Raw genomic sequence first — 22,846 nt, 5'->3', positions numbered from 1 at the left:
AAAAAAGCAATGAAACAAATTAAAACAAAATTATCATGTTAGAAAATGATTTTAGATATTCCTGATTTGATTAATAACAAGAAACTCTATATTTGAATTAAACATAAACCCTACATGAGACCACTTATATTTTGCCTTTTATTATTTACCACCAATACTATCCTATTATCTCAGACTGAAATTTCAGGTAAAGTGATAGATGAGATTGGCGATGCCATACCATTTGCCACAATAAGCCTGAACGGAAAAACACAAGGTACCATAGCGAACCAGAATGGCTTATTCTACTTTAGTTGCAAAACGGAAGAAGCCGATACGATTCAAATTAGTTGTATTGGGTATGAGTCAGTCATACTTCCTATTTCGAAAGATAATTCTAATCAAACCATAACCCTAAACAAAAAGTCTTACGAGATACCAGATATCACAATTACCAGAGTTCAACGAAAACTGAAAAGAATAAAGGATAATAAGCGGGCAAGATGCTCAATACGCTCTCACTTGGGAACTCAAATTGTTACATTCATTGAGCTACCAAAAGGAAGTACCTTAAATGATGTTACTTTCTATTGTAAACGATCATTAAACACCCCTATTGTTGGCGTACAGGTGTACTCAATGAACCATAAGATGGAACCAAAAGAATCCTTATTAACCGAAAACTACACCACTGAAATTTCAAGGTGGTCTTCTAAAGTTCACTTTGATCTAAAAAAGTATAATATCACCTGCTCCAAACACGGCTTATTTGTTGGCATTGTTTTTATGGGAGAGCCAAATGAAGATCCAAAAAAACAAAACAAAGCAAATCCTTACCTATATTTAAGTTCAAGAACACAGAAAGCTATAACCTATTTTAAATCTTACCACCTTTCTTTTATACAACAAAATTTTCCTGACACGAAACATCGATTTTTGAATCTCGAATGCTCTTATAGTTATTACGAATAGCATTTTACTGTCATTTAACAATTCATTGACAAAAATCCTATCTTTACAGCGATGTTATTTAACTGGAAGGAAATAAAACTCAAATACACGACTACACTTGTATCTTTATTGATACTAGGTAATGTTATAACACTTTCTGGTTTTGCCTACCGCATCAACGGTCAACAAAAAGTATCGGTAAATACTGAGTGGCAAGCAAAATTCAAAAGGACCAGCAAAACACTTTCCTATAAGAAACATTGCATTGATAAGTTAAGGTCAAAAACAATTTACGACACCCACGACTTTACTTTTGCACTTCTATTTTATAATAAAAATATTGAGCAATGCTATAAAACCATCTTTGTACAACAACAAACCCATACTTTACAAAACACCAGCACGCTTTATAAGCTCTATAACGAACATAAAGAAGCGGATTCTCCAGAATATGAAATGGGATAGATAAATCTCTGAGCCAATCCTTTGGCCATCTAATTTTCATATTCATGCTTGTATCATAGCAAGCCCATCATCAAGTATATTTCGAATGACAAACTATAAAAAAGTATTGCGCGTTGTCGCACTCGTACTTTTAATACTATTAGCTACACTTGGCATAGGTATTAGTGGAGGCATTCCCGTTTCTTCTTCGGGTAAAAAAGAAGACACTATAGAAGTAAAATCAGAACTTTTAGATAATAAGGAAGAATCTGAGGAGACTGTTTTGGAAGTAAAACCGTAATAAAAATAGCAGAGATGATATGCATCGTTTCTGCTATTTTTAAATCTTTAATCCAATATTCTTAACTGCATAATTTACCAGACCTGTATTACTTTTTATCCCCAGCTTTTTATGAATATTTTTCCGATGCGTATCAATGGTAAACTTGCTAATTTTTAACGAATTTGCAATTTCAAGTGTGCTACGCCCTTTTGCTATCAACTCTAATATTTCAGTTTCTCTTTTTGTGAGTGTCTTTGTTTCAATGTGCCGCCCTTTTTTGAACCAATCACTTATTTCTTCAGGCAAATTCTTACTAAAATAATATTGCCCTCTAAGCAAAGTATCGATTGCAATTAATAGCTCATTCTTCTCCACATCTTTAGTCACGTAACCTTTTGCACCAGCTTCAAGCATCTCAAGCACATCAGCGCTTTGATCATACATTGACAATGCCAAAATAGGGATTTCTGGAAAATCTTTTGAAATTATTCGAGTGGCTGTAAGCCCATCAACAACAGGCATACGAATATCAGTAATTATAATATCCGGTTTTAATCCTTTCTTTAACAACTCAATTAATTCCAAACCATTGGAGGCTTCGCCAATAAGTGAAATACCAGATACCTTTGAGAGAATAGAAGTTATCCCATCAATAAAAAGTTGGTGATCGTCTGCAAGGATTATTCTGGCATCCATCTGTGATAATACTATTTTTGGTTTCGATTTTGTACACTTAAATCGGCACAGTTAATATAACGGTTGTTCCATTTCCTGGTGTCGAATCAATATTCATACTTCCTGAAAGCTTGTCCATACGGTCATCAATATTCTTTAAACCATAAGCTTTTGGACTTGTATTCAACTCAAAGCCTCTACCGTTGTCCTCTACAATCACAAGTAGTAAACCATCATCTTTAGAAAACTGAATATTTACTACAGACGCATGAGCATGCTTAATAACATTTGTTAAAAGTTCCTGAATCGATCTAAACACTTGGATCTCGATAGCATTACTAATAAATTGATTGACATCCACATTAAATACATTAATCGTTAATTGGTTCGACATCGATATCTGATCGGCAACTGTTTGAGTGGCAATAATTAGGCCTTTACTAATGTATGATTTTGTATTTTTATTATGAGCAATTGTCCTAACTTCTTTATAAGCTTCATCAGCCAAATATTTCAATTTGCCAAGTAGCATTTCCCTTTCATAAGAATCGGTAATCATCCTATTACGGATCTCCTCGATATACAATTTCAATGTAGCAATCTTACTACCTAAGTTATCGTGCAAATCATCTGCCATCCGGCTTCTTTCCTGCTCCTGAGCATCAATAATGGCATCAATACCTTCCAGTTCTCTTGTCTTTAAAAGCTTTTCAAGTTCCTGCTGCTTAATCTTAAAACTCTGCTGAGCTAACTCCTTTTTACGAAGAACACTTGCATGCATGAGGTAACCAAAAGCCAAAGACATTAATAAGAGAATGGAAGCTATAATTAAAAGGTTTTGATTACGCCTTCTTTTACTATCTATTTCCAGATTGTTAACTTTCAAGTCTGAGTATTCCCGAAATGCTTTTTCAGTCTCATATTTGGTTTGAATTTCATTAAACACTTTTCTATTCTCCGTATCCAGAATACTATCGTTCAATGTTCTTGCCAATATTGCATAAGCCAATGCTGCTTTATAGTCTCCCTTTCCCCGATAAGCATCAGCTATTTGATCAAAAGCAAAAACCCGTTGTTTTCCCTTTACCAAAAGAAGAACCTCACTATAATTTTTAATGGCCGAATCGTAATCTTTATTTTGCAGATAAATATGTCCTAAATTACCAAGAGCCACTTCAACTCCTGATTTAAGATTCAATTCATTTTTCAGAGCAATTGTTTCTTCGAGGTAGTTGCGAGCCAACTCACTATCTCTATCCAGATAAATACTGCCAAGATTGTTGTATATTATTGAAAGTGATCTTTTATCATTCTCTTTTTCAGCTAATTTCTCAGCATCATGGTTATATTGAATAGCTTTTATGGTATCTCCTGTTTTCAAATATTGGGCGGCTAAATTCGGAAGGGTTATCAATTTATACTGAATGAGCTCCTTATCATCAAAAATACTTAAAGCCTTTTCACTAAATTCAATGGCCTTATCATAGTTTTCTAATTCGGCCATGGCTGTAGCCATGTTATTATAGCACTTGGCTGCATTCAGCATATCAGCCTCTGCCTCAAAAAATGAGGCACATTGGGTCAAAGTTTTTATTGTGCCATTATAGTCACCTTGCCGCAATTGTATGGCTCCAATACCAATATCAATAATCGCAGCTTTTTTTACATCGTTAATCTCGAGTAATTTACCTTTTGCTTTTGTAAAGTTAACGGCAGCCGAATCAAGTTGGCGCATGAAAAAATAACTCCGCCCTAATTGATTATATCCTTCAGCCATTAGAGAATCGCTTACTTTATACTCAATAACCTTATTGGCATGATCGATTGCAAGTTTCAGATCGACTCTTTCATATAATTTTGCCAATTGCAGATTAATCTTTGAAGCACTTAAATCATTGCCAGAACCTTTTAAAGCATGCTTTAAGCTATCGATCTCATTATGCTGACCAAATACTAGTTGCGCATTACATAAGCCTATTAGTAAGGTAAGTTTTAAAAAGAAAACAGTTCGCCGCATTGTTACATTAAGTAAAACATATTAATAAAGATACGAAAATACCCTTATATATCATTGAAAATAAACATCCTCCAAATTCCAAGGCAGATTAATCCTAAAAAGGATATAATACGAACCATCATAAAAATAGTCTATTTCGCCCTTCACTTGATATATTAACCTACCATCTGAAGTGGTAGTTAAATTATCGTATGCAGGTGGCAATTCATAAGTTGGTGAGCCCTGAATAACAGTATATGTGTAGTATAATCGATCTAAACTATTATCAAGTTCATATTTATATTGTTCATTAAACTTTGCATAACCTTCATTATCTGTTTGCGCAGTATTTGCAAATCTACCTATTAGTATAAACTAGTATTCTACTAATCTTTGATACAACGTACACATATACCTATGCTCTTTTCCCAGTAACTAAGGTATACACCGTTGTTGGCATAAGTCAACTGGCAATAATAGGCCCAAGAGCCGCTGTATTGATTGCTACTCCACCATCTGGCATAATAGCCACCCAGATTAGGTGCCCCATTATATGCCGTACGATAGCCACTAGGAAGGGCATTGAAACCACTTGAATTATTACCTATTCCATTGGGTGAATATTTCCATAAGTCAGACCTAGTTGATTTTAATTTATTTGAAGCATAAGACGTACCACCTAAATAATTACACAAAACCTTCCACTCGGCATCGCTTGGTATGTGCCAACCATTGGGGCAAACACCTTGAATATGTGATCCGGATAATGGCGTTCCATTAACGGCTGCCCCATATGTATATATAGCTCCGTAAAGATCCCCTTCTTCCTCCAGAAAATAGCCATAACCTTTTCCCGAATTAGCATCAGGAAGAGCACCCCACTCTGCTGTCGTTGCTATGTAAGGTATTTCTGTTCCATCCATGTATTTGGATGTGTTAATATTCTTGGCCATCCACGTTTGGGTGCCAATTTTCACAACGGGATAATAGTTGCCATCCCCATCCATGCATTCAACCATATCGGCAGTTAGCGTTTTATCACCTGCAGGACATTCAATAATCATAGTAATGTAATCACCACTTTTAATTTCATACGAAATGTGATCATCAGGAGAAAAGCTTAGAGCATAAGTTGCATTGCTTGATTTTAATTCCTGGATTTTATCCGATTCTCCCATAAAACGAATGGTATTCTCAGCCGCTTTACTCTGACAAAACTTCAAGCCCAGTTGATCCGCCCCTGTTGATATGTTTGCAATGTAGATGCCTTGCGACTTACCTGCCAGTTTAAATTTGTAGTTGCCCATCTCAAGAACCTGATGATGTCTTGCGACTGTTCGTCCATCTATGGCAATTACTTCAATATTTATTTCCTGATTTTTTTGGCTTGTCAGATGAAGCTCAGAGAAGCCCTCCCGCATATTTGAATAGATGGCAGCATTTTTAAACACTGACATATTTTTAATATTTGTTGCTACGGGTTGCAAAGAAAGCACTTCGCCCCCCGGTAAAGTAATAGATTCGTTAGTCGTTAGATTCGTCGCAACAACTTCATCTACTGTAGAAGCATCACCTTGAGCTGCAAAAGAAATTTGGTAGGTTTGAGAGCTCAATATTGCACTGCTGCAAACCATTAGAATAGTGAGTAATAATTGTTTCATAACATTTGATTTAAAGGATTATAAATCAAATTTATTACTACTATGCATCGTTCTCAATACCTAATACTAGGTATTTACGCCAAGTATAACATTACTATTTTCAAGCAACTGTGCTATCTTGAATATAGAAAGAAACCGGAACAACATCCCATTCAACATGATCGTAATTGACCACAGAGAAAGAGCTTCTGGAATACCAAAACGTCTAGAAGAAAAAGGACAAAGCACACTAATAAAAGAACTCAAAAAAGGCGACTACATTATTGACGAGCAATTGATTGTGGAGCGAAAAACAAAAGATGACTTTGTGATTTCGCTAATTCAAAATCGACTTTTTAAGCAATGCCAAAAAATTAAAGAAAGTAGATACAGTAGTATTTTACTTATTGAAGGTAATCCATATCAAACCAAGCACCTAATCAGTCGCGAAGCTATTAAAGTCACTCTATTATCCATTAGCGTCAACTGGCAACTACCTATTGTATTTTGTAAAGACAAGGAAGATACCACCAACACTCTGATCAATTTATCTGTAAAGAACTTTAAAAGAACAACTACCAATTACAGATATGGATACAAACCTAAAACACCTGCCAAACAACAACTATATTTTTTGCAAGGTCTGCCCGGAGTTGGAACAAATACGGCTTATTTATTGATACAACATTTTGGCACATTAAAATCTGTATTGCAAGCCAACGAACAGCAATTAATGCAAATTGAAAGCATTGGTCATAAGAAAGCCAAGGCTATTATTAAGTTTCTGAATGGCACGATCTGAAGAAACTTCATAATGAATAACTATGAATGCGACCTTTATTGTTGAATAAAGATCGCATCCGTAAATCAGATTGATTGAATTTTATAACATCTCTTTTGTACTTGGCAGTTGATCACTATACGGATCTTTTCGAATAGCTGCACGGATAGCCCTGGCTAAAGCCTTGAATATACCTTCTATTTTATGGTGCTCATTCTTGCCTTCTGCCTTTATATTCAAATTACAGGCTGCCGCATCAGAAAAGCTTTTAAAGAAATGATAGAACATCTCTGTTGGCATATCACCAATCATTTCGCGTTTAAAATCAGCCTCCCAAACCAACCATGACCTTCCACCAAAATCGAGCGCCACCTGAGCCAGACAATCGTCCATTGGCAAGCAGAATCCATAGCGCTCAATGCCACGCTTATCACCCAAAGCCTCTTTTAATGCTTCACCTAACACAATAGCCGTATCTTCAATGGTATGGTGCTCATCAACAGCTAAATCCCCTTTAACAGTTACGTCCAGATCCATACCTGAATGACGACCAATCTGATCGAGCATGTGGTCAAAGAAATTTAATCCGGTTGAGATATTACACTTCCCGCTACCATCAAGATTAACAGACACTTTAATCTGCGTTTCAGCGGTATTTCGCTCAACAGAAGCCGATCTATCCAATTTAAAAAGGTAGGCTACAATCTCGCTCCATTCCAGAGTTGACAACACGGCTTCAAAACCTGTTTCATGCAACAACGATTGTGCTTCCTCTTCTTCCTTTAGGAAAATAGCTTTACAACCCAGGTTTTTTGCCAATTCTACATCGGTGATTCTATCGCCAATCACGTAAGAATTCGCCAAATCATATTCATCTGTCATGTACTTGCCTAACAATCCTGTTCGAGGTTTACGCGTAGGGGCATTGTCTTCGGGCATGGAGTAATCAATTAGTACCTCATCAAACTTTATCCCTTCCTTCTCAAGTGCATTCATCATTTTATTTTGAGCCGGCCAAAAGGTATCTTCAGGGAAAGAGTCGGTACCCAATCCATCCTGATTAGTTACCATTACCAGTTCATAATCGAGCTGAGATGCTACTTTCGATAAATTCTGAAACACACCAGGGTAGTACTCCAACTTTTCTAAGGTATCAACTTGGTAATCTACGGGTGGCTCCATAATTAATGTGCCGTCCCTATCTATAAATAGTACTTTTTTCATTATTTAATAATTTCTTTTTGCCTTAACCAATCTTCCAGTAAGCTGATCCAACGGTTCGTTGCTTTACTTTCGTCATAGCCAAAACCATGTCCTCCTTCTTCAAAAATGTGTTTCGTACAATCTACTTCTGCATTAAGTAATGCTTCTGAATAAAGCATCGTATTTTTCACATTCACGGCTTCATCATCAGCAGCATGTAATAAAAATGCAGGAGGCGTTTTACTATTAATTTGCAATTCTGTCGAAAACAAATCTACGAGCGCGGTTTCAGGTTTTGATCCCAATAAGTTATTGCGTGATCCCATATGCGTGTAATCTTTCTGCATTGATATAACCGGATACATCAATATTGAGAAATCTGGACGAGCAGAATATTCTGAAAAACGTGCTTGATCATACAAAGTAGATGCCGAGGCCGCCAAATGACCGCCTGCAGAAAAACCCATGATGCCGATCTTGCCCTCAACAATTGAATATTGCTTTGCATTTTTACGTACTAGTTGCAAAGCCCTCAAAGCATCTGTTAAAGCCGCATAAGTTGGTTCTTCACAAATAGCCTCATCGGGCAAGCGATATTTTAGCACAAAGGCATGAATCCCCAACGAATTAAACCATAAAGCCACATCATTACCCTCATGTTTGTACGCTTCAACACCATAGCCCCCGCCAGGACAAATAATCACTGCTGGTAACAAACCTTTTTTATCACTTTTGAAAAATGTCAATTCAGACTGATTAATACCATATACTACAGGTACATTCCAGTTAGAAACGGTATCAATCTCTTGAACTTCATTCAAAATATACTCGGGAGGGTTCCCCTCCCATAAGCGAATTTTAGTTTGTCCCATTAGGAAATTTATATTCAACATAAAAAGTAATAGTAAGGCATTATCTTTTAACATGATCTATTATTTAGATGCATATAAAGATAGTGCTTCTAACAACAAACTATTCTCTGCCGGCTGACCAACCGTTATTCGTAAACACTCTTCGCACAAAGCAACAGATGAACGGTCGCGAACAATAATGTGCTTATCAACCAAAAACTGGTATAAACCTTTGGCATTTTCCACTTTTACCAAAAGGTAGTTCGCATCGGACGGATACACTTTTTTAACAAAGAAAAATTCATTTAGCGCCGCTCTTAAAACCTCTCGCTCGGCCAATAAACGCTCGACCCAGTAGGCCTTTTCTTTTTCATTCTCTAAAAGCTCCAAAGCTTTCTCCTGGGTGAGTACATTTATATTATACGGGTATTTGATCTTACTCAGTACAGACACAATCTCGGGCGAGGTAAAAGCCATTCCCAATCGAATAGCCGCCATACCCCATGCCTTTGAAAATGTTTGCAGTATTACCAGATTAGGAAATTCGCCTAAACGATTGAGTAAACTTTTATCTGCTGCAAAGTCAATATAGGCCTCATCCAAAACAACGATACCCTTGAATTGAGAAATGAGTGAAATGATATCGGCCTCAATAAAACAATTACCAGTTGGGTTGTTGGGCGAACAAATAAACAGAAGCTTTGAGTGCTCATCGCTAGCCGCTAATAAGCCGTCAACATCCAATTCAAAATCGGGTGTCAATAATACTTTTCGCACCTTAATATTATTAATATCTGCTGCTACCTGATACATACCATAGGTAGGATCAATGCTTACCACATTGTCGATACCGGGCTCACAAAATGCGCGAAACAACAAATCGATTGGCTCATCGCTGCCATTTCCTAAAAAGATCTGATCAGCTGACACATCTTTTATGGATGCTATCTTTTGCTTCACTGTTCGTTGATACGGATCGGGGTATCGATTGTAAGGTTTATTAAATGGGTTTTCATTGGCATCTAAAAAAACCGAAGCTTCTCCCACGTATTCATCACGTGCCGAAGAATATGGTTTCAGGTTTTTAATATTGGTTCGTAATAATTGGTCGAGTGGTTTCATAGTAATAGTGAGTAGGCAGTAGTGAGTAGTCAGTAGTAAATGTATCAAAATATCAACACTCAGTACTTTATACTCCTTACTTTATATTAATTCTTAATTTTTTTTAATCTTACAGTAACCGCATTTTTGTGCGCTATTAACTGTTCGGCTTCCGCCATAATTTCGATGGATGGCCCCAATTTAGTTAAGCCAGCTTGAGTAATTTTTTGATAGGTGATCTTTTTCATAAAACTATCGGTACTCACACCACTATAGGCTTTGGCATAACCCTGCGTTGGCAAAGTATGATTAGTTCCCGAAGCATAATCGCCAGCACTTTCTGGAGAATAATTACCCAAAAATACAGAGCCCGCATTTGTTACTTTACTACCAATCTCTTCATCATCGCGCATGGAGATGATCAAGTGCTCAGGTGCATAATCATTGCACATCTCAAGCATTTCAGCTTCCGTTTTCAAAACAATTAGCCGACTGTTTCCAAGCGCTTTCTCAGCAACATCCTTTCGTGGCAGAAGCTCAAGTTGGGCAGCCACTTCTTTTTCAACCTCATCTATCAAAGCTTCACTATTAGTTAATAACACCACCTGACTGTCGGCACCGTGCTCAGCTTGTGATAATAAATCGGCTGCAATAAACGAAGGTTCGGCACTCTCATCGGCCATAACCATAACCTCGGATGGACCAGCAGGCATATCAATAGCCACCTCTTTAATACTTACCAACTGCTTTGCCGCCGTCACAAATCGATTACCCGGGCCGAATATTTTAGATACAGATGGAACCGTTTCGGTACCATAGGCCATAGCGCCTATAGCCTGAATACCACCTAACTTAAATATCCTACTTACTCCCACAAGGTTGGCACTATACAGGATGGCTGGATTAATTTTTCCATCAGCTCCAGCAGGTGTACAGATAACAATCTCTTTACAACCAGCAATTTTCGCAGGAAGCGCCAACATTAGAACAGTTGAAAACAAAGGCGCAGTACCCCCTGGAATATACAAGCCTACTTTATCAATAGCCACACTTCGTTGCCAGCATTGTACGCCTGGCATTGTTTCAATCACTTTAGACGAAACACGTTGCGCTTCGTGGAATTTTTCGATATTACTTTTTGCCGTTAAGATAGCTTCTTTCAAATCACTACCAACACTTAAACATGCTTCGTCAATTTCCTCTTTGGTAACAGCAAATTCTTCAAGCGTAACACCATCAAACATTCTGGTATATTTCTTCAATGCGGCATCTTTATTGCGTTGCACATCTTGCAACACACCTTTTGCCGTATCAAACAAATCTTCCAAACCATTATCAGGTCGTTCCAATAATTGTTGCCACTGCTCTTTTTTGGGGTATAATATCTTTTGCATCTTCTTTATAGCTATTCCCTCTTATGGGATAATTCATAAATGTTTATTCTTCGGACTCCGAACGTACAACACCGGACTTTCTACAAAATCATTTTCTCAATAGGAATAACCAAAATTCCTTCAGCACCCTTATTTCGCAGTTGGCCAATAATCTCCCAAAACTTCTTCTCTTGAATTACCGAGTGCACCGAGCTCCATTTATCATCTGCCAAAGGAAGTACGGTTGGGCTTTTCATTCCCGGAAGTATTTCCAATATATCATTCACCTTATCATTAGGAACATTCATAAGGATGTACTTGTTTGAATTAGCTGCTTTTACCGAGTTAATTCTAAAAATAATCTCATCTAATAAGGCTTGCTTTTCGGCGCTTAGCTCAGGAGCTGCTACCAAAAGAGCTTCGGACTCCATCACCACATCAACTTCTTTAAGGCGATTTGCAACTAAAGTACTTCCAGAGCTTACAATGTCGCAAATACCATCGGCCAATCCAATGCCCGGTGCAATTTCTACCGACCCAGTAATCTCGTGTATGTCAGCATTTATTTTTTGCTCGGCAAAATACTTTTTAAGAATAACAGGATAGGAAGTGGCTACTTTTTTACCTTCGAAATAGTCTAATCCTTTGTATTCATCAGCCTTTGGTATAGCTAAAGATAGTCGACAACGACTAAAGCCTAAACGTTTGGAAATATTTAAATCAAAGCCTTTTTCAAGCATTTCATTCTCACCAACAATTCCAATATCTGCCACTTTATCAGCCACCGTTTGTGGAATATCATCATCGCGTAAAAACAATACTTCAATTGGGAAATTTGGCGATGATGCCACTAATTTTCCGCTACCTACATTAAACTTAATGCCCGCTTCTTTTAACAATTTCATTGAATCGTCGTTCAAGCGACCTTTCTTCTGTAATGCAATTCTAATTTTAGTTTCCATGATTTCTATGTTTTAATGTTCTATTCTAAATATTTATGGATAAAAAAAAAGCTTATCCCGTATGAGATAAGCCTTTGTATTTCGTTTTATGACACAACAATCTGACTTATCTGCTCGATAGGTAATGGTGATGTGTATGATGATGAAAATTGTTTAACATGTCAAAATTTTAAAATAAAAAAAGGCTTACCGTTTCTGGTAAGCCTTTTTGATGAAATATTGTTTAATGTATACACATATCAATCTCAGCCTACCTGTGGGAGGAATAAATGATGAATATGATGGATACAGTTTTTCATTTCTTTTCTATAATTCGATACAAATATAGAGTGTATAATTATAATTCCAAATAAATATTGCCTTTTAACGTTAATTTATTATTTAACACAGCTTTCGGCTCCGATATTTTGAATGTCTAAGGGATTGTCATATTTTCGAACAAACAAATATGAACAATGAATATTACGAAACATATTCCGAATTTTTTAACAAGCCTTAATGTACTCTGTGGCGCTCTGGCTACTTTCTTCGCCTTAAATCATCAACTAGAGTGGGCTGTTTGGTTAATATTTATCGGTGCCATTTTCGACTTTGGTGACGGTTTTGCGGCAAGAGCTTTAAAGGCCTACAGTGAAATGGGTAAGGAACTTGACTCATTAGCTGATTTAATTAGTTTTGGAGTAGCGCCTGCTGCCATTTGGTCGAGCATAATAAAAGCCAAACTCTTTGCCGATGTAAGTATTCCATTTAACACATTGGAATGGCCTGAACAACTATGGATATTAAGTCCGTTTATACTAGTTGTGTTTGCTGCACTCCGTCTGGCTAAGTTTAATGTCGATACGAGACAAACCGAAAACTTCCTTGGGTTAACAACAACTGCAACAGGCATTTTTACAGCTGCCTTTGCTTATAAGTTTATCGATTCTCCACAATCATTCGACTGGATGAACCCATTGGTTATTTTCGGCCTCATTCTCTTCTTCAGCATTTTATTAGTAAGTGAAGTTCCCATGTTCTCCTTGAAATTTAAGAACTTCAAATTTTCAGAAAACAAAGAGCGATTCATCCTCTTATTTCTTGCCATAGTGTTTATTGTATTACTTGGCGTAGGTGGCATCGCTGCTATAATTTTATATTACATTATTGTTTCCTTGGGGAAGTGGCTATTAGGATTTAAATAAGAATACATTGAATGCAAAGTAGTATGCGTTGCATCAATAATAGTATAACTATCACAAAATTAAAGACATTCATTCGCTGAACGTCTTTTTTTTTGCCCAAATTTTTAGTTGTTTTGCACTCAAGTATTTAATCGATACAACGCCATCTCAGAAACAAATATTATGAAACGAAGTCTAAACACATTACTTGTCATACTGATAACACTATCAGTTTTTGGACAGGAAAAAGAAAAAGCATTTAAGGTAGAACTGCATGGATTTGTTGGAGTCAGTGGTTTTTATGATTCACGCCAAAGTGTTGCTCCACGCAATAGCCATATCTATCTGTACCCAAAACCTGTACAACTTGACGACAGAGGTAACGACATTAACGCAACTGGTCAATACAATATTGATGCAGCGCATTCCCGATTTGGCTTACACGTATCAGGACCAGATGTATTAGGAGCTAAGTCATTCGCATTAGTTGAAGGTGATTTTCTAGGTAAATCAGGTTCAAATGATGTCAATTTCAGATTACGTCATGCTATGATCAGATTAAGCTGGGAAAAATCATACTTAATTGTTGGTCAATATTGGCACCCTCTATTCATCCCAGAGTCATTTCCGTTAATGATAGGTTTAGATCCGGCTATCCCTTTCAACCCTTTTGCCAGAAATGCTCAGCTTAAGTATGGCGTTAAAGCTTCTGATAATTTAGAACTCAATGCAGCATTAGTCGCACAAACTGATTTTAAAAATGCGGGTATGCCAACTGGTGATGAAATGTCGCAATTGCCAGAGTTAGATGTACAACTAAAGTATAAGAGCAAACAATTTCTTTTGGCCTTAACCGCAGGTGTAAAAAGCTTAAAGCCTATGTTATCAGAGCAATTTGATGATGCCAATGACCCTGATATTAAATATACTTATGCTACAGATGAAAAAGTTACAAGTTATCACCTAAGTGCAATAACCAAAATAAACATAAGTGACTTAACTGTAAAAGCTGGCTATACCTACGGCGGAAACATGTCGAACATGGTAATGCTAGGTGGTGTAGGAAGAAAAGCTAATACGGGCATCAATAATATTTTATCAGAATATGCTGCCACCTACTCAGGAAGTTTTTGGGCTGATCTGCAATACAATATTGGTAAGGTACAAACAGGCGTATTCTTTGGTCATTCTAAAGCATATGGTGCGCGTGAAGATGTAAGTATCTTATGGCAGTATTCAATTGGTGGAAGTAGTACAAACCCTGGAAGTAGTACAATCGGTTCATTATACTCTGTTTCTCCGCGCGTTGACTTTGTACTTGCTAAGAAAACTACTCTTGGTTTGCAATATGCATATACAGTTGCTGGTTATGGTGATGATTTCGATTCGCAAGGGACACCAATTAACACGACTGATGTAGAAAATCACAGAATAACAGTTAGTATGTTGTATAAATTCTAAAGAGTAGCAAACTCTATAATATTCAAGGATCGCTTTTCGAGGCGATCCTTTTTTTTTGCACTTAACCAAAGGATGGCATCTTAATTTAAACATTGGACCAAAGATGCCATCCTTTAAATTTAGACCTTTTAAACCAATTTGATTTATATTCAAGATCTTAAGCCCTATTATGCACCCCCTTCTTTCTTAGTTTTTCACCCCATTCAAAGAAATTGGTCACTTTCTGTCAAATCTAAGCCAAACACAACACTCACTGTAAGTCAATAGCATAGCATTTCTTCGACTTATCTACATATATTCGGAATCGTATATGCTTAAATTTTGTCTTTTTTCTGATTCAAATCAGCTATTTTAGTCACTATCAGTTACTAAAATCCAAAATTTACAAACATGAACAAAGACTATCACATCAGTTTTTTTAGGCCAACAACAGAAAGGGCTAAACATAACAGAAACATGGTGCTGTGGTTAATTGGTATTTGGGCAATCGCCATCTTTGGCTTTCATATTTTATTGAGAGTCATTGAGAAACCAGTACCAGAACCACAACTAATCGCATTTAATGAGGTTTGGAATGATGTAAAAGAAGGCAATGCAGATGCTTCTAGCCTTACAACTTTTGCAAATTCAGCACTTCACGTTGCAGGCAAGGTTTTTATTTCAACCGAGCACAGAGCCGCTCTTGATAACGGTATTACCTGGGCCACATTTCAATTGGCCGATTCGGCTCAACAAGTAGCGTTAACGAGTGCACTTCTTGATTTCGAAAAAGCCGAATCTGAAGCCAATGCGGTTACCGACGCCGATTACCTCAGTGCTAAACGAAAACTTGGCGGATTGGCCACATCAATTCTTGGTCTTCAACCAACAGAGGTTTTGGCAAAGATTCTTCCATTAGAATTAAGATCTTCGAGCATTGAAGCTATAACAGCTGAAAACATGGAAATAATTGAAACATGTATGCCTTTATATACCATACATAATCGTTCGTTTTTAACTGACACGACATTTTTAGGATTCCCATTTCATTATTTCTACTCTGCAGTTTTTCTATTAATTCTCTTTATTGGCCTATGCTGGGCATATTGCTTAAGAGTAGACCAATACAATAAAAAAATGGGAATTGCTGAATAATCAACTCGAATCATTATGAAAAAAATAATATTATCACTTTTTACTTTATCGTTGCCAGCCCTTATGTCTGCGGCCAATGCGGCAACTGAACTCGAAGGGGGATTTAAAACAGGTCCTGCCATTATACTTATAAGCATCCTTTGTGTGTTTGTAATGGTAGGTATTCTTTTCAGAGCGAAAGACACCAACGATTATTATGCTGCAGGTCGTAGCATTTCGCGTACCGGATCGGGTATGGCTATTGCTTCAAACTGGATGAGTGCTGCTTCGTTTCTTGGAATGGCTGCTCTTATGTATGGATCGGGTTATCACGGACTGGCCTACGTTGTAGGATGGACTGGAGGTTATGTATTATTGCTAATACTAATGGCTGGCCAAATTCGCAAATATGGAAAATACACAGCTGCCGATTTTATTGGCGACCGTTATTACTCACAAGGTTTGCGTGCAACAGGTGCTATCATTGCCATCTTAATATCTATTTCGTACTGTGTTGGTCAGTTCGCAGGTATCGGCTTAATGTTTAAATGGATATTAGGTCTCGAATATATGTGGGCTGTCATGATTGGTGGTTCAGTGGTACTGACCTATACCTTAATATCGGGTATGCTTGGGGTAACTAAAAACATGCAAATCCAATACATTATTATTATCATCTCATTCCTGATTCCATTATTCATTCTTACGTTTAAGTTTGACTACTTCTGGATTTTACCGCAGATAGGTTATGGATCGGTAGTAACAGATATCACCAATGGTATACCATCTGCTGAGATATCGCAATTGGTTAATGCCGTAGGGCATGATTATGCCATTGCTGCTTCACCTGAGTTTTCCATGCCATGGGATCCTGCAACTGGTAAAACTTACTTCCAATGGATGGCCATTGCTTTTTCATTAATGATTGGGACTGCAGGTCTACCACACGTTATTCAACGTTTTTATGTGGTACCTAAGGCAAGTGATGCCCGTTGGTCAGTAGTATGGGGCTTATTCTTTATCTGTATTCTATATTGGAGTGCACCCGTTTATTCAGCATTTGGTAAGATTTTATCTGCCAACCCTGAAGTAGGTAAGCTTTCGAAAGATGCCATTGTTGTTTATACAGCACAATTAGGTGGAATTCACCCACTGATTGTTGGTTTATTGGCTGCTGGTGGTGTATCTGCCGCATTCTCGACCGTATCGGGATTACTAGTTGCTGGAGCATCCGCCTTCTCTCACGATTTATATGTGAAAGTAATTAATCCTAACTCTTCTCCGAAGAAACAGCTATTGATGGCTCGTATTGGAACTATCTCTATGGCAATTATCGTTACTATGATTGCAATGTTAGAATTAGGTTTAATAGGTCAGTTAGTAGCCGTAGCCTTTTCTTTGGCCGGTTGTACAATCTTCCCTCTTTTCCTTCTAGGAATTTGGTGGAGTGGATCGAACCGCCAAGGTGCTATTGCTGGATTAATTGTTGGTGGTTTAATTTCCATCATATCAATCACCTACTTTGTCGCAGGAAAACAAGGTGTAGTTTTACCTTTCCATGAATTCATCAGCTACTATCTGGAAGCTTGGTATTTCGCATGGATTGGTGCTCCTTTAGCGATTTTAGCTAACATCATTGTTTCGAAATTAACACCTGAAACTCCTGAGGAGATTCGTAAATTCTTAATAGAAAAAGTACACAGTTAAAATATTAGAAAGGTATTCATATAAAGAATCTTTACTGGATACCTTTCCAATTTTCTATATCCAATAATTTCACCCCTAAAACCCCTTCTAAAGGGGACATAGCCTCCCCTCTAGGGGAGGTTTGGAGGGGTAAAAGAGAATAGAATAATTCATCAATCCTTTTCTCATATTCTCTTAAGCTCACAAACAAATACTATCCATGCCGAACATAAATAATTCCAAGAAATCTCTCATTGTCATCCTAGGTTCTATTGTTATCATTGGTTTCGCCATTGCCAAGCTTTATTACAATCATGTAAATAAATCAAACGACCCACGTATTATTGAAGCCCGCGAATTATATGGCAAATATGATAGTTATGCCGAAAGCAATAATTTCAAAGCCATCTTTCTACTCTTGGATTCGGTAGAATTTATTTACCAATCTGTAGAGCATTACCAACGCTCTTACGAAATAGGTGTATTACACAACAACCGATCAGCCGCCTACCTTGCAATGGCAATTTTTCATGAAGACAATTGTTTAAGTCTCGATGGCATTTCTATTTTATCAAAAGACACACTACTTAGCTTGAGTAAAATAGCAGCTTTGAAAAGCATCCAAACCTATGAAGATTGGTTAAACATATACTCTGAGAAAGACGAAGAGGAAATACATATGCTACTTACAACTAATTTCCTCAACGGACTTACGAGTTATTCTGACAAAGAATTAAAGCGATTTACATCAAGTCGCATTAATGAAATTAAAGAAGCCCAATTGGAAACACCTCGCCGCTTGTCAGTTGCTTATACCAACTTGGGCATTGTGATGCGCCATCGCGAGAATTATGAATTGGCGATAGAATACTACAAAAAAGCCATGGATCTTTGGGATCGAAACCTTGCAGCTGAAAACAGTTTAAATGCGCTATTGGGTCAGCCTCAAAAGAAAAGAAACTTCATCGAGAAGATTCTACCTCCGCCCAAGGACAAATAAGATCAACACATCATTTACATTCCTTTCATCGATGTGGAAAGAAAATATTCTACTATCTTTAGGTACAAGGCACTTAAGAAGTAAACAAGCTAATTTTAATGAGATACGCCATACTAACCGATATACATGAAGACATTGTGCATCTAAAGCGAGCACTCAAGAAAATTGAAAAGCTCAATTGCGATGAAATTATCTGTCTTGGCGATATATCCGGTTTTAGTGTACCTCATTATCATTATTTCGATACCAGAGATGCGCATGAATGTCTGCGCTTGGTAAGAGAAAATTGCAGCATCATTATTGCGGGCAATCACGACCTACATGCTGCTCAGCGAACGCCATCGGTGAAAAGCTCTTTTAATTTTCCGGACAATTGGTACGATATGGATTACCACGCAAGAGCGGAAAAAGCGCAAGGGAAAATATGGCTTTACGATCATGATGAACTGGATCCTCTTTACACAAAAAATGACGTTGCCTTCCTTAAATCGCTTCCTGAATACCATATTATAAAAACGAAGGAGATTAATATTTTTCTTTCACATTTTATCTATCCAAACCTAAGTGGGTCGATGAAGATATTTTTGACAGAAATAGATGAATTTGGTCAACACAAACAATTTATGAAGGATCACGATTGTGAAATAGCCTTCGCCGGGCATTTTCATTTCTCTGGTCTATATGTGGCCAATGATCATTCAATTATAGGAAAACGATTTAATAAAAAATACAACGCGCAAAAAAACGATTGCATATTGGTTCCGCCTATTGCCGGTAGTCGCTTAGGTAAAGGGTTTTGCATTTATGATACAGAAACCAATATCGTTCAAACCAAGCGCATCTGATTTATAGCCTCATTATGTCTGAAAAAAACCTCAATAAATTCTTCATTAGCATAGTGGCACCATCCATATTAGCTATTGTGCTTTTTATTATTTCCTTCTTTGCGATAATCATCCCTCACTTTGAGAAAAATATGATGGATCGAAAAAAAGAGATGATTCGCGAATTAACCAATACGGCATGGAGCATATTGGAAGAACATCATCTGGAATATGTAAGGGGTGAATTAAGTCTTGAACAAGCGCAAAAAGTAGCAGCGGATCAAATAGAACAAATGCGGTATGGCGTGGAACGCAAGGATTATTTCTGGCTGATTGACTATTCTCCGAAAATGATTATGCACCCGTATCTACTTGAGCTCAATAATACTAACCTGGAAGATTTTAAGGATTCGCACGAGAAGAAATTATTTGTGGATGCCGTAAAATTGGTAAAAGAAGATAATGAAGGGTTTATCGATTACTATTGGCAATGGAAAGATGATACCTCCCGAGTTGTGCCAAAATTATCCTTTGTTAAAGGTTTTGATGATTGGGGATGGCTAATCGGAACAGGCATCTACCTTGAAGATGTGGAACAAGAAATAGCCGCATTAAAAAATCGCCTCTTAAAAATATCATCGATCATTGTCGCTATCATCATCATTGCCCTAATATACATCATCCGACAAAGCCTTAATATTGAAAACAAACGAAAAGCAGCAGAGCAAAAACTGATACAATCGAAGCAAAAATATAAAACACTAGTTGATGCCTCCACTGAAGGCACTTTGATGTTTGTGGATAATCGAGTGGCCTTTAATAACCTAAAGTTTGCCACGATGATAGACTGTCCATCCAGAGAACTAACAGGAGCGTCGTTCAACGATCTTTTTACCATCAAATGGGATCAGGTTCTTTCTTTATTTTCTGATCCTAAAAAGAGTGTTTCTGCCGAAACCGAACTGATTTGCAATGGTAAAGCAAGCCGACCGATTGTTATTTCCATATCACGAATCATATACTCCAATCAAGAGGCGTTTATTGTAGTAGCCAAAGATGTGAGCCGTAAAAAACAGCTGGAAACAAGCACCAAACAGCTTTCGCAGGAACTGCAAACTTCATTGTTATTAATGAATCAACCAATTAAGTCGTTTGTAAAATCGGCTTTAACATGTGAAATAGATACCTCTATTAAGGAGGTTGCCACACTGATGACTTTAAAAAATCAGAAAGTTATATTCGTAAAGCAAGCACAAACCATTATTGGTGTTGTTAACGATACGGATTTGAAAAAGCGTGTTCTGGCCAAAGAAATTAGTCTCGAAAGTAAGGTTGTTAATATAATGAGTGCCCCGGTTGCACAAATTTCTGAAAATGCCCTTTTGTACGAAGCAGTTCTCCTGTTCCGTCAAGAAGGCATTTCGCACCTCTTGGTGAAAAACACCCAGAATAATGTAGTAGGCGTAATCGGTAATCAGGAAGCGTTAGAAGTACAGCGAAACTCATTAAGTTATATAATTCAAGAAATCGAAAACAGCCAACATATTGATGAGCTTAAACAGATTTACAATCATGTTCCGGTGCTCATTAATGCTATTATTGTAAATAGTGATAATGCCCAAAATACAACCCGCATAATCACATCGGTAGCCGATGCTATTTCTATTCGTGTAATTGATTTGGCCATTGAAGAGCATGGAACTCCTCCATGTGATTTTGCCTTTATGGCACTTGGCAGCGAAGGTCGCATGGAACAAACACTCAAAACCGATCAAGATAATGCCATAGTGCTATCGAATTCGGCAACAGAACAAGATCAAGTGTATTTTCACCATCTAGCAAAGTCCATTAATAAACACCTGCATACCATTGGTTATAACTATTGCATTGGTGAGATTATGGCGAGTAATAAAAAATGGTGTCAATCGATTTCTACTTGGAAAGATTATTTCTCAAAGTGGATTAATTCCCCAGACCCTCAAAGTGTTTTGGACAGCAGTACTTTTTTTGATTTTAGATGTATTTACGGTGAAGGTAAATTAATTAACGAATTACGCGAACACATAAATGACATTGTAAAAGATAATGGCCTATTCTTTTACCACATGGCTAACTCCATAATCAAATATAAAGTCACAGCCGATGCCGAAGCTTTTAATTTAAAAAAGGTGCTATTGCCTTTAATTGGATACGTCCGTATTTATGGTCTGGTTCATCAATTACAAGCAAGCAATACAATCGAACGAATAGAGTTACTCTTTGAACAAAAGGAATTCTCACTTGAACATAAAAATGAGCTCAAACAGATTTATAACTATCTGATGCAACTTCGTTTGAAACTACAATCACAAGCCGTGCTGAACAATGAAGCTCCAGAGAATACTGTTAATTTCAAGGTGCTATCGCATATTGAACAAAACACGCTAAAAAAATCGCATAAGGAAATTATGGAGTTGCAAGCACAATTGAGTTTGACGTTTAAACATTTGAGTTAATTAAAATATCCATAAATGAAATTTATTTATACTGTTATACTATTGACAATAGTTATTTCAAGCTGCAGCCTTCCAAACCAAAAGAATACTAAAAAATCAATTCATGAAACTCTAAACGAAACGAAAGGGATTGTTTTTGAAGGCCTTACTGAATATAGCTCCTCCAGAGATGATTCTTTAGAAGAATATGAACCAAATCTCGATTCGTTAAAAATCAACTGTAAATGTATTGAGAGCTTCTTTTCGTCACCAGGAGAGCCGATAATAGAAGTCCATAAGCAAAATTTTAGATTTATTGTTTGTGGTTATTCAGCTAATGAAATAATTGACACCATTGTGTCTGGCTATAAGTATCCAGATAGTTCAGTTTATTTTAGAGGTTTTGAAATATTTGAATGCAATTCGGCAACCAGAATACTACAAAGCTATGAATATCACATAGATAAAATCACGCATGAAAATGGACAATTAAAAATATCAAGATGCCTAGAGTTACCAATAGGAAAAAAAGGGAAGTATGAATTAGCACCTGTTTTTACAATTAACCTTCTTACAAAAGATAATACTATCAATCTAGACACCGTATTTTCTCTCAATCTTTCTAGTATTTCTGAGCAAAGATTAGATTCGGTTGCAAATAACTGGCTTAAATATAAATATCCAGAAGATGAAATTTACAATACAATGATTCTGGCCATAAGTAGGTATCCTACTTTTAATAAGAAATTCAAAAATCTGGGTCCCTTTGATGGGTATTTAGGACCATTATATAATTATGCAAAGGAGTATTTTCAAATATTTGAAGATGAACAAATGAAAAAGAACAAGAGATAAGGTTAAACAAAAAAACTCCCGAGGCTGTACC

At 37.0% G+C, this 22,846-nt stretch carries 20 protein-coding genes; 12 read left to right on the top strand and 8 right to left on the bottom strand.

Going from position 1 to position 22,846, the window contains the following annotated elements:
* Window positions 1-114 precede the first annotated feature (114 nt).
* From ACRD7B_RS12030 to ACRD7B_RS12020, 3 genes are all read left to right on the top strand, one after another.
* The gene (locus tag ACRD7B_RS12030) at window positions 115-951 is read left to right on the top strand and encodes a carboxypeptidase-like regulatory domain-containing protein (protein WP_430824812.1); all 837 of its coding nucleotides are present in this window, start codon (window positions 115-117) and stop codon (window positions 949-951) included.
* A 51-nt stretch (window positions 952-1,002) separates the two neighbouring features.
* Window positions 1,003-1,395: a hypothetical protein gene (locus tag ACRD7B_RS12025; RefSeq protein WP_430824811.1), complete on the top strand. Its 393-nt coding sequence runs from the start codon at window positions 1,003-1,005 to the stop codon at window positions 1,393-1,395.
* An 85-nt stretch (window positions 1,396-1,480) separates the two neighbouring features.
* The gene (locus ACRD7B_RS12020) at window positions 1,481-1,675 is read left to right on the top strand and encodes a hypothetical protein (RefSeq protein ID WP_430824810.1); all 195 of its coding nucleotides are present in this window, start codon (window positions 1,481-1,483) and stop codon (window positions 1,673-1,675) included.
* Window positions 1,676-1,714: 39 nt separating this feature from the next.
* Here ACRD7B_RS12020 and ACRD7B_RS12015 read toward each other — a convergent pair whose 3' ends face one another.
* The 3 genes from ACRD7B_RS12015 to ACRD7B_RS12005 form a co-directional block, all read right to left on the bottom strand.
* A complete protein-coding gene (locus ACRD7B_RS12015; protein ID WP_430824809.1) occupies window positions 1,715-2,353 on the bottom strand; it encodes a response regulator in 639 nt (212 codons plus the stop codon).
* A 37-nt stretch (window positions 2,354-2,390) separates the two neighbouring features.
* Complete coding sequence (locus ACRD7B_RS12010; RefSeq protein ID WP_430824808.1) at window positions 2,391-4,349, bottom strand: tetratricopeptide repeat-containing sensor histidine kinase; 1,959 nt, start codon at window positions 4,347-4,349, stop codon at window positions 2,391-2,393.
* Window positions 4,350-4,714: 365 nt separating this feature from the next.
* Entirely contained in the window at window positions 4,715-5,989 is a 1,275-nt protein-coding gene (locus ACRD7B_RS12005) for a fibrobacter succinogenes major paralogous domain-containing protein (protein WP_430824807.1), read from the bottom strand.
* A 157-nt stretch (window positions 5,990-6,146) separates the two neighbouring features.
* Between ACRD7B_RS12005 and ACRD7B_RS12000 the strand changes: the two genes are divergently transcribed.
* Entirely contained in the window at window positions 6,147-6,770 is a 624-nt protein-coding gene (locus ACRD7B_RS12000) for an ERCC4 domain-containing protein (protein ID WP_430824806.1), read from the top strand.
* 81 nt (window positions 6,771-6,851) lie between these two features.
* On the opposite strand, the gene hisB is transcribed toward ACRD7B_RS12000, so the two are convergent.
* The 5 genes from hisB to hisG form a co-directional block, all read right to left on the bottom strand.
* Window positions 6,852-7,973: a bifunctional histidinol-phosphatase/imidazoleglycerol-phosphate dehydratase HisB gene (hisB, locus tag ACRD7B_RS11995; protein ID WP_430824805.1), complete on the bottom strand. Its 1,122-nt coding sequence runs from the start codon at window positions 7,971-7,973 to the stop codon at window positions 6,852-6,854.
* Window positions 7,973-8,878 carry an alpha/beta hydrolase gene (locus ACRD7B_RS11990; protein WP_430824804.1) on the bottom strand — a complete coding sequence of 302 codons (906 nt, stop codon included), beginning with the start codon at window positions 8,876-8,878 and terminating at the stop codon, window positions 7,973-7,975. The genes hisB and ACRD7B_RS11990 overlap by 1 nt, the downstream gene beginning before the upstream one ends.
* 6 nt (window positions 8,879-8,884) lie before the next feature.
* The gene (hisC, locus tag ACRD7B_RS11985; RefSeq protein ID WP_430824803.1) at window positions 8,885-9,925 is read right to left on the bottom strand and encodes a histidinol-phosphate transaminase; all 1,041 of its coding nucleotides are present in this window, start codon (window positions 9,923-9,925) and stop codon (window positions 8,885-8,887) included.
* An 86-nt stretch (window positions 9,926-10,011) separates the two neighbouring features.
* Window positions 10,012-11,298 carry a histidinol dehydrogenase gene (gene hisD, locus ACRD7B_RS11980; RefSeq protein WP_430824802.1) on the bottom strand — a complete coding sequence of 429 codons (1,287 nt, stop codon included), beginning with the start codon at window positions 11,296-11,298 and terminating at the stop codon, window positions 10,012-10,014.
* Window positions 11,299-11,378: 80 nt separating this feature from the next.
* Window positions 11,379-12,239 carry an ATP phosphoribosyltransferase gene (hisG, locus tag ACRD7B_RS11975; protein ID WP_430824801.1) on the bottom strand — a complete coding sequence of 287 codons (861 nt, stop codon included), beginning with the start codon at window positions 12,237-12,239 and terminating at the stop codon, window positions 11,379-11,381.
* Between the two features lie 455 nt (window positions 12,240-12,694).
* On the opposite strand from hisG, the gene pssA reads away from it, so the two are divergent.
* The 8 genes from pssA to ACRD7B_RS11935 all read left to right on the top strand — a co-directional run bounded on the left by pssA (window position 12,695) and on the right by ACRD7B_RS11935 (window position 22,815).
* Complete coding sequence (pssA, locus tag ACRD7B_RS11970; RefSeq protein WP_430824800.1) at window positions 12,695-13,423, top strand: CDP-diacylglycerol--serine O-phosphatidyltransferase; 729 nt, start codon at window positions 12,695-12,697, stop codon at window positions 13,421-13,423.
* A 162-nt stretch (window positions 13,424-13,585) separates the two neighbouring features.
* Window positions 13,586-14,863 (top strand): hypothetical protein, encoded by a 1,278-nt coding sequence (locus ACRD7B_RS11965; protein ID WP_430824799.1) that lies wholly within the window; start codon window positions 13,586-13,588, stop codon window positions 14,861-14,863.
* A gap of 390 nt (window positions 14,864-15,253) precedes the next feature.
* Window positions 15,254-15,997 carry a DUF4212 domain-containing protein gene (locus tag ACRD7B_RS11960; RefSeq protein ID WP_430824798.1) on the top strand — a complete coding sequence of 248 codons (744 nt, stop codon included), beginning with the start codon at window positions 15,254-15,256 and terminating at the stop codon, window positions 15,995-15,997.
* 15 nt (window positions 15,998-16,012) lie between these two features.
* Complete coding sequence (locus ACRD7B_RS11955) at window positions 16,013-17,683, top strand: VC_2705 family sodium/solute symporter (protein ID WP_430824797.1); 1,671 nt, start codon at window positions 16,013-16,015, stop codon at window positions 17,681-17,683.
* 199 nt (window positions 17,684-17,882) lie between these two features.
* Window positions 17,883-18,662 (top strand): tetratricopeptide repeat protein, encoded by a 780-nt coding sequence (locus ACRD7B_RS11950; protein WP_430824796.1) that lies wholly within the window; start codon window positions 17,883-17,885, stop codon window positions 18,660-18,662.
* A 98-nt stretch (window positions 18,663-18,760) separates the two neighbouring features.
* On the top strand, window positions 18,761-19,507 hold the full coding sequence (locus tag ACRD7B_RS11945; protein WP_430824795.1) for a metallophosphoesterase family protein: 747 nt from the start codon (window positions 18,761-18,763) through the stop codon (window positions 19,505-19,507).
* Between the two features lie 14 nt (window positions 19,508-19,521).
* Complete coding sequence (locus tag ACRD7B_RS11940) at window positions 19,522-21,981, top strand: DUF294 nucleotidyltransferase-like domain-containing protein (RefSeq protein ID WP_430824794.1); 2,460 nt, start codon at window positions 19,522-19,524, stop codon at window positions 21,979-21,981.
* A gap of 15 nt (window positions 21,982-21,996) precedes the next feature.
* A complete protein-coding gene (locus tag ACRD7B_RS11935; protein ID WP_430824793.1) occupies window positions 21,997-22,815 on the top strand; it encodes a hypothetical protein in 819 nt (272 codons plus the stop codon).
* Window positions 22,816-22,846 lie beyond the last annotated feature (31 nt).

Source organism: Carboxylicivirga fragile (genome assembly GCF_050589805.1).
Lineage (GTDB): Bacteria > Bacteroidota > Bacteroidia > Bacteroidales > Marinilabiliaceae > Carboxylicivirga > Carboxylicivirga fragile.
The sequence above is the reverse complement of the archived record's forward strand: the minus strand, read 5'-3'. Positions and strand labels throughout refer to the sequence as shown.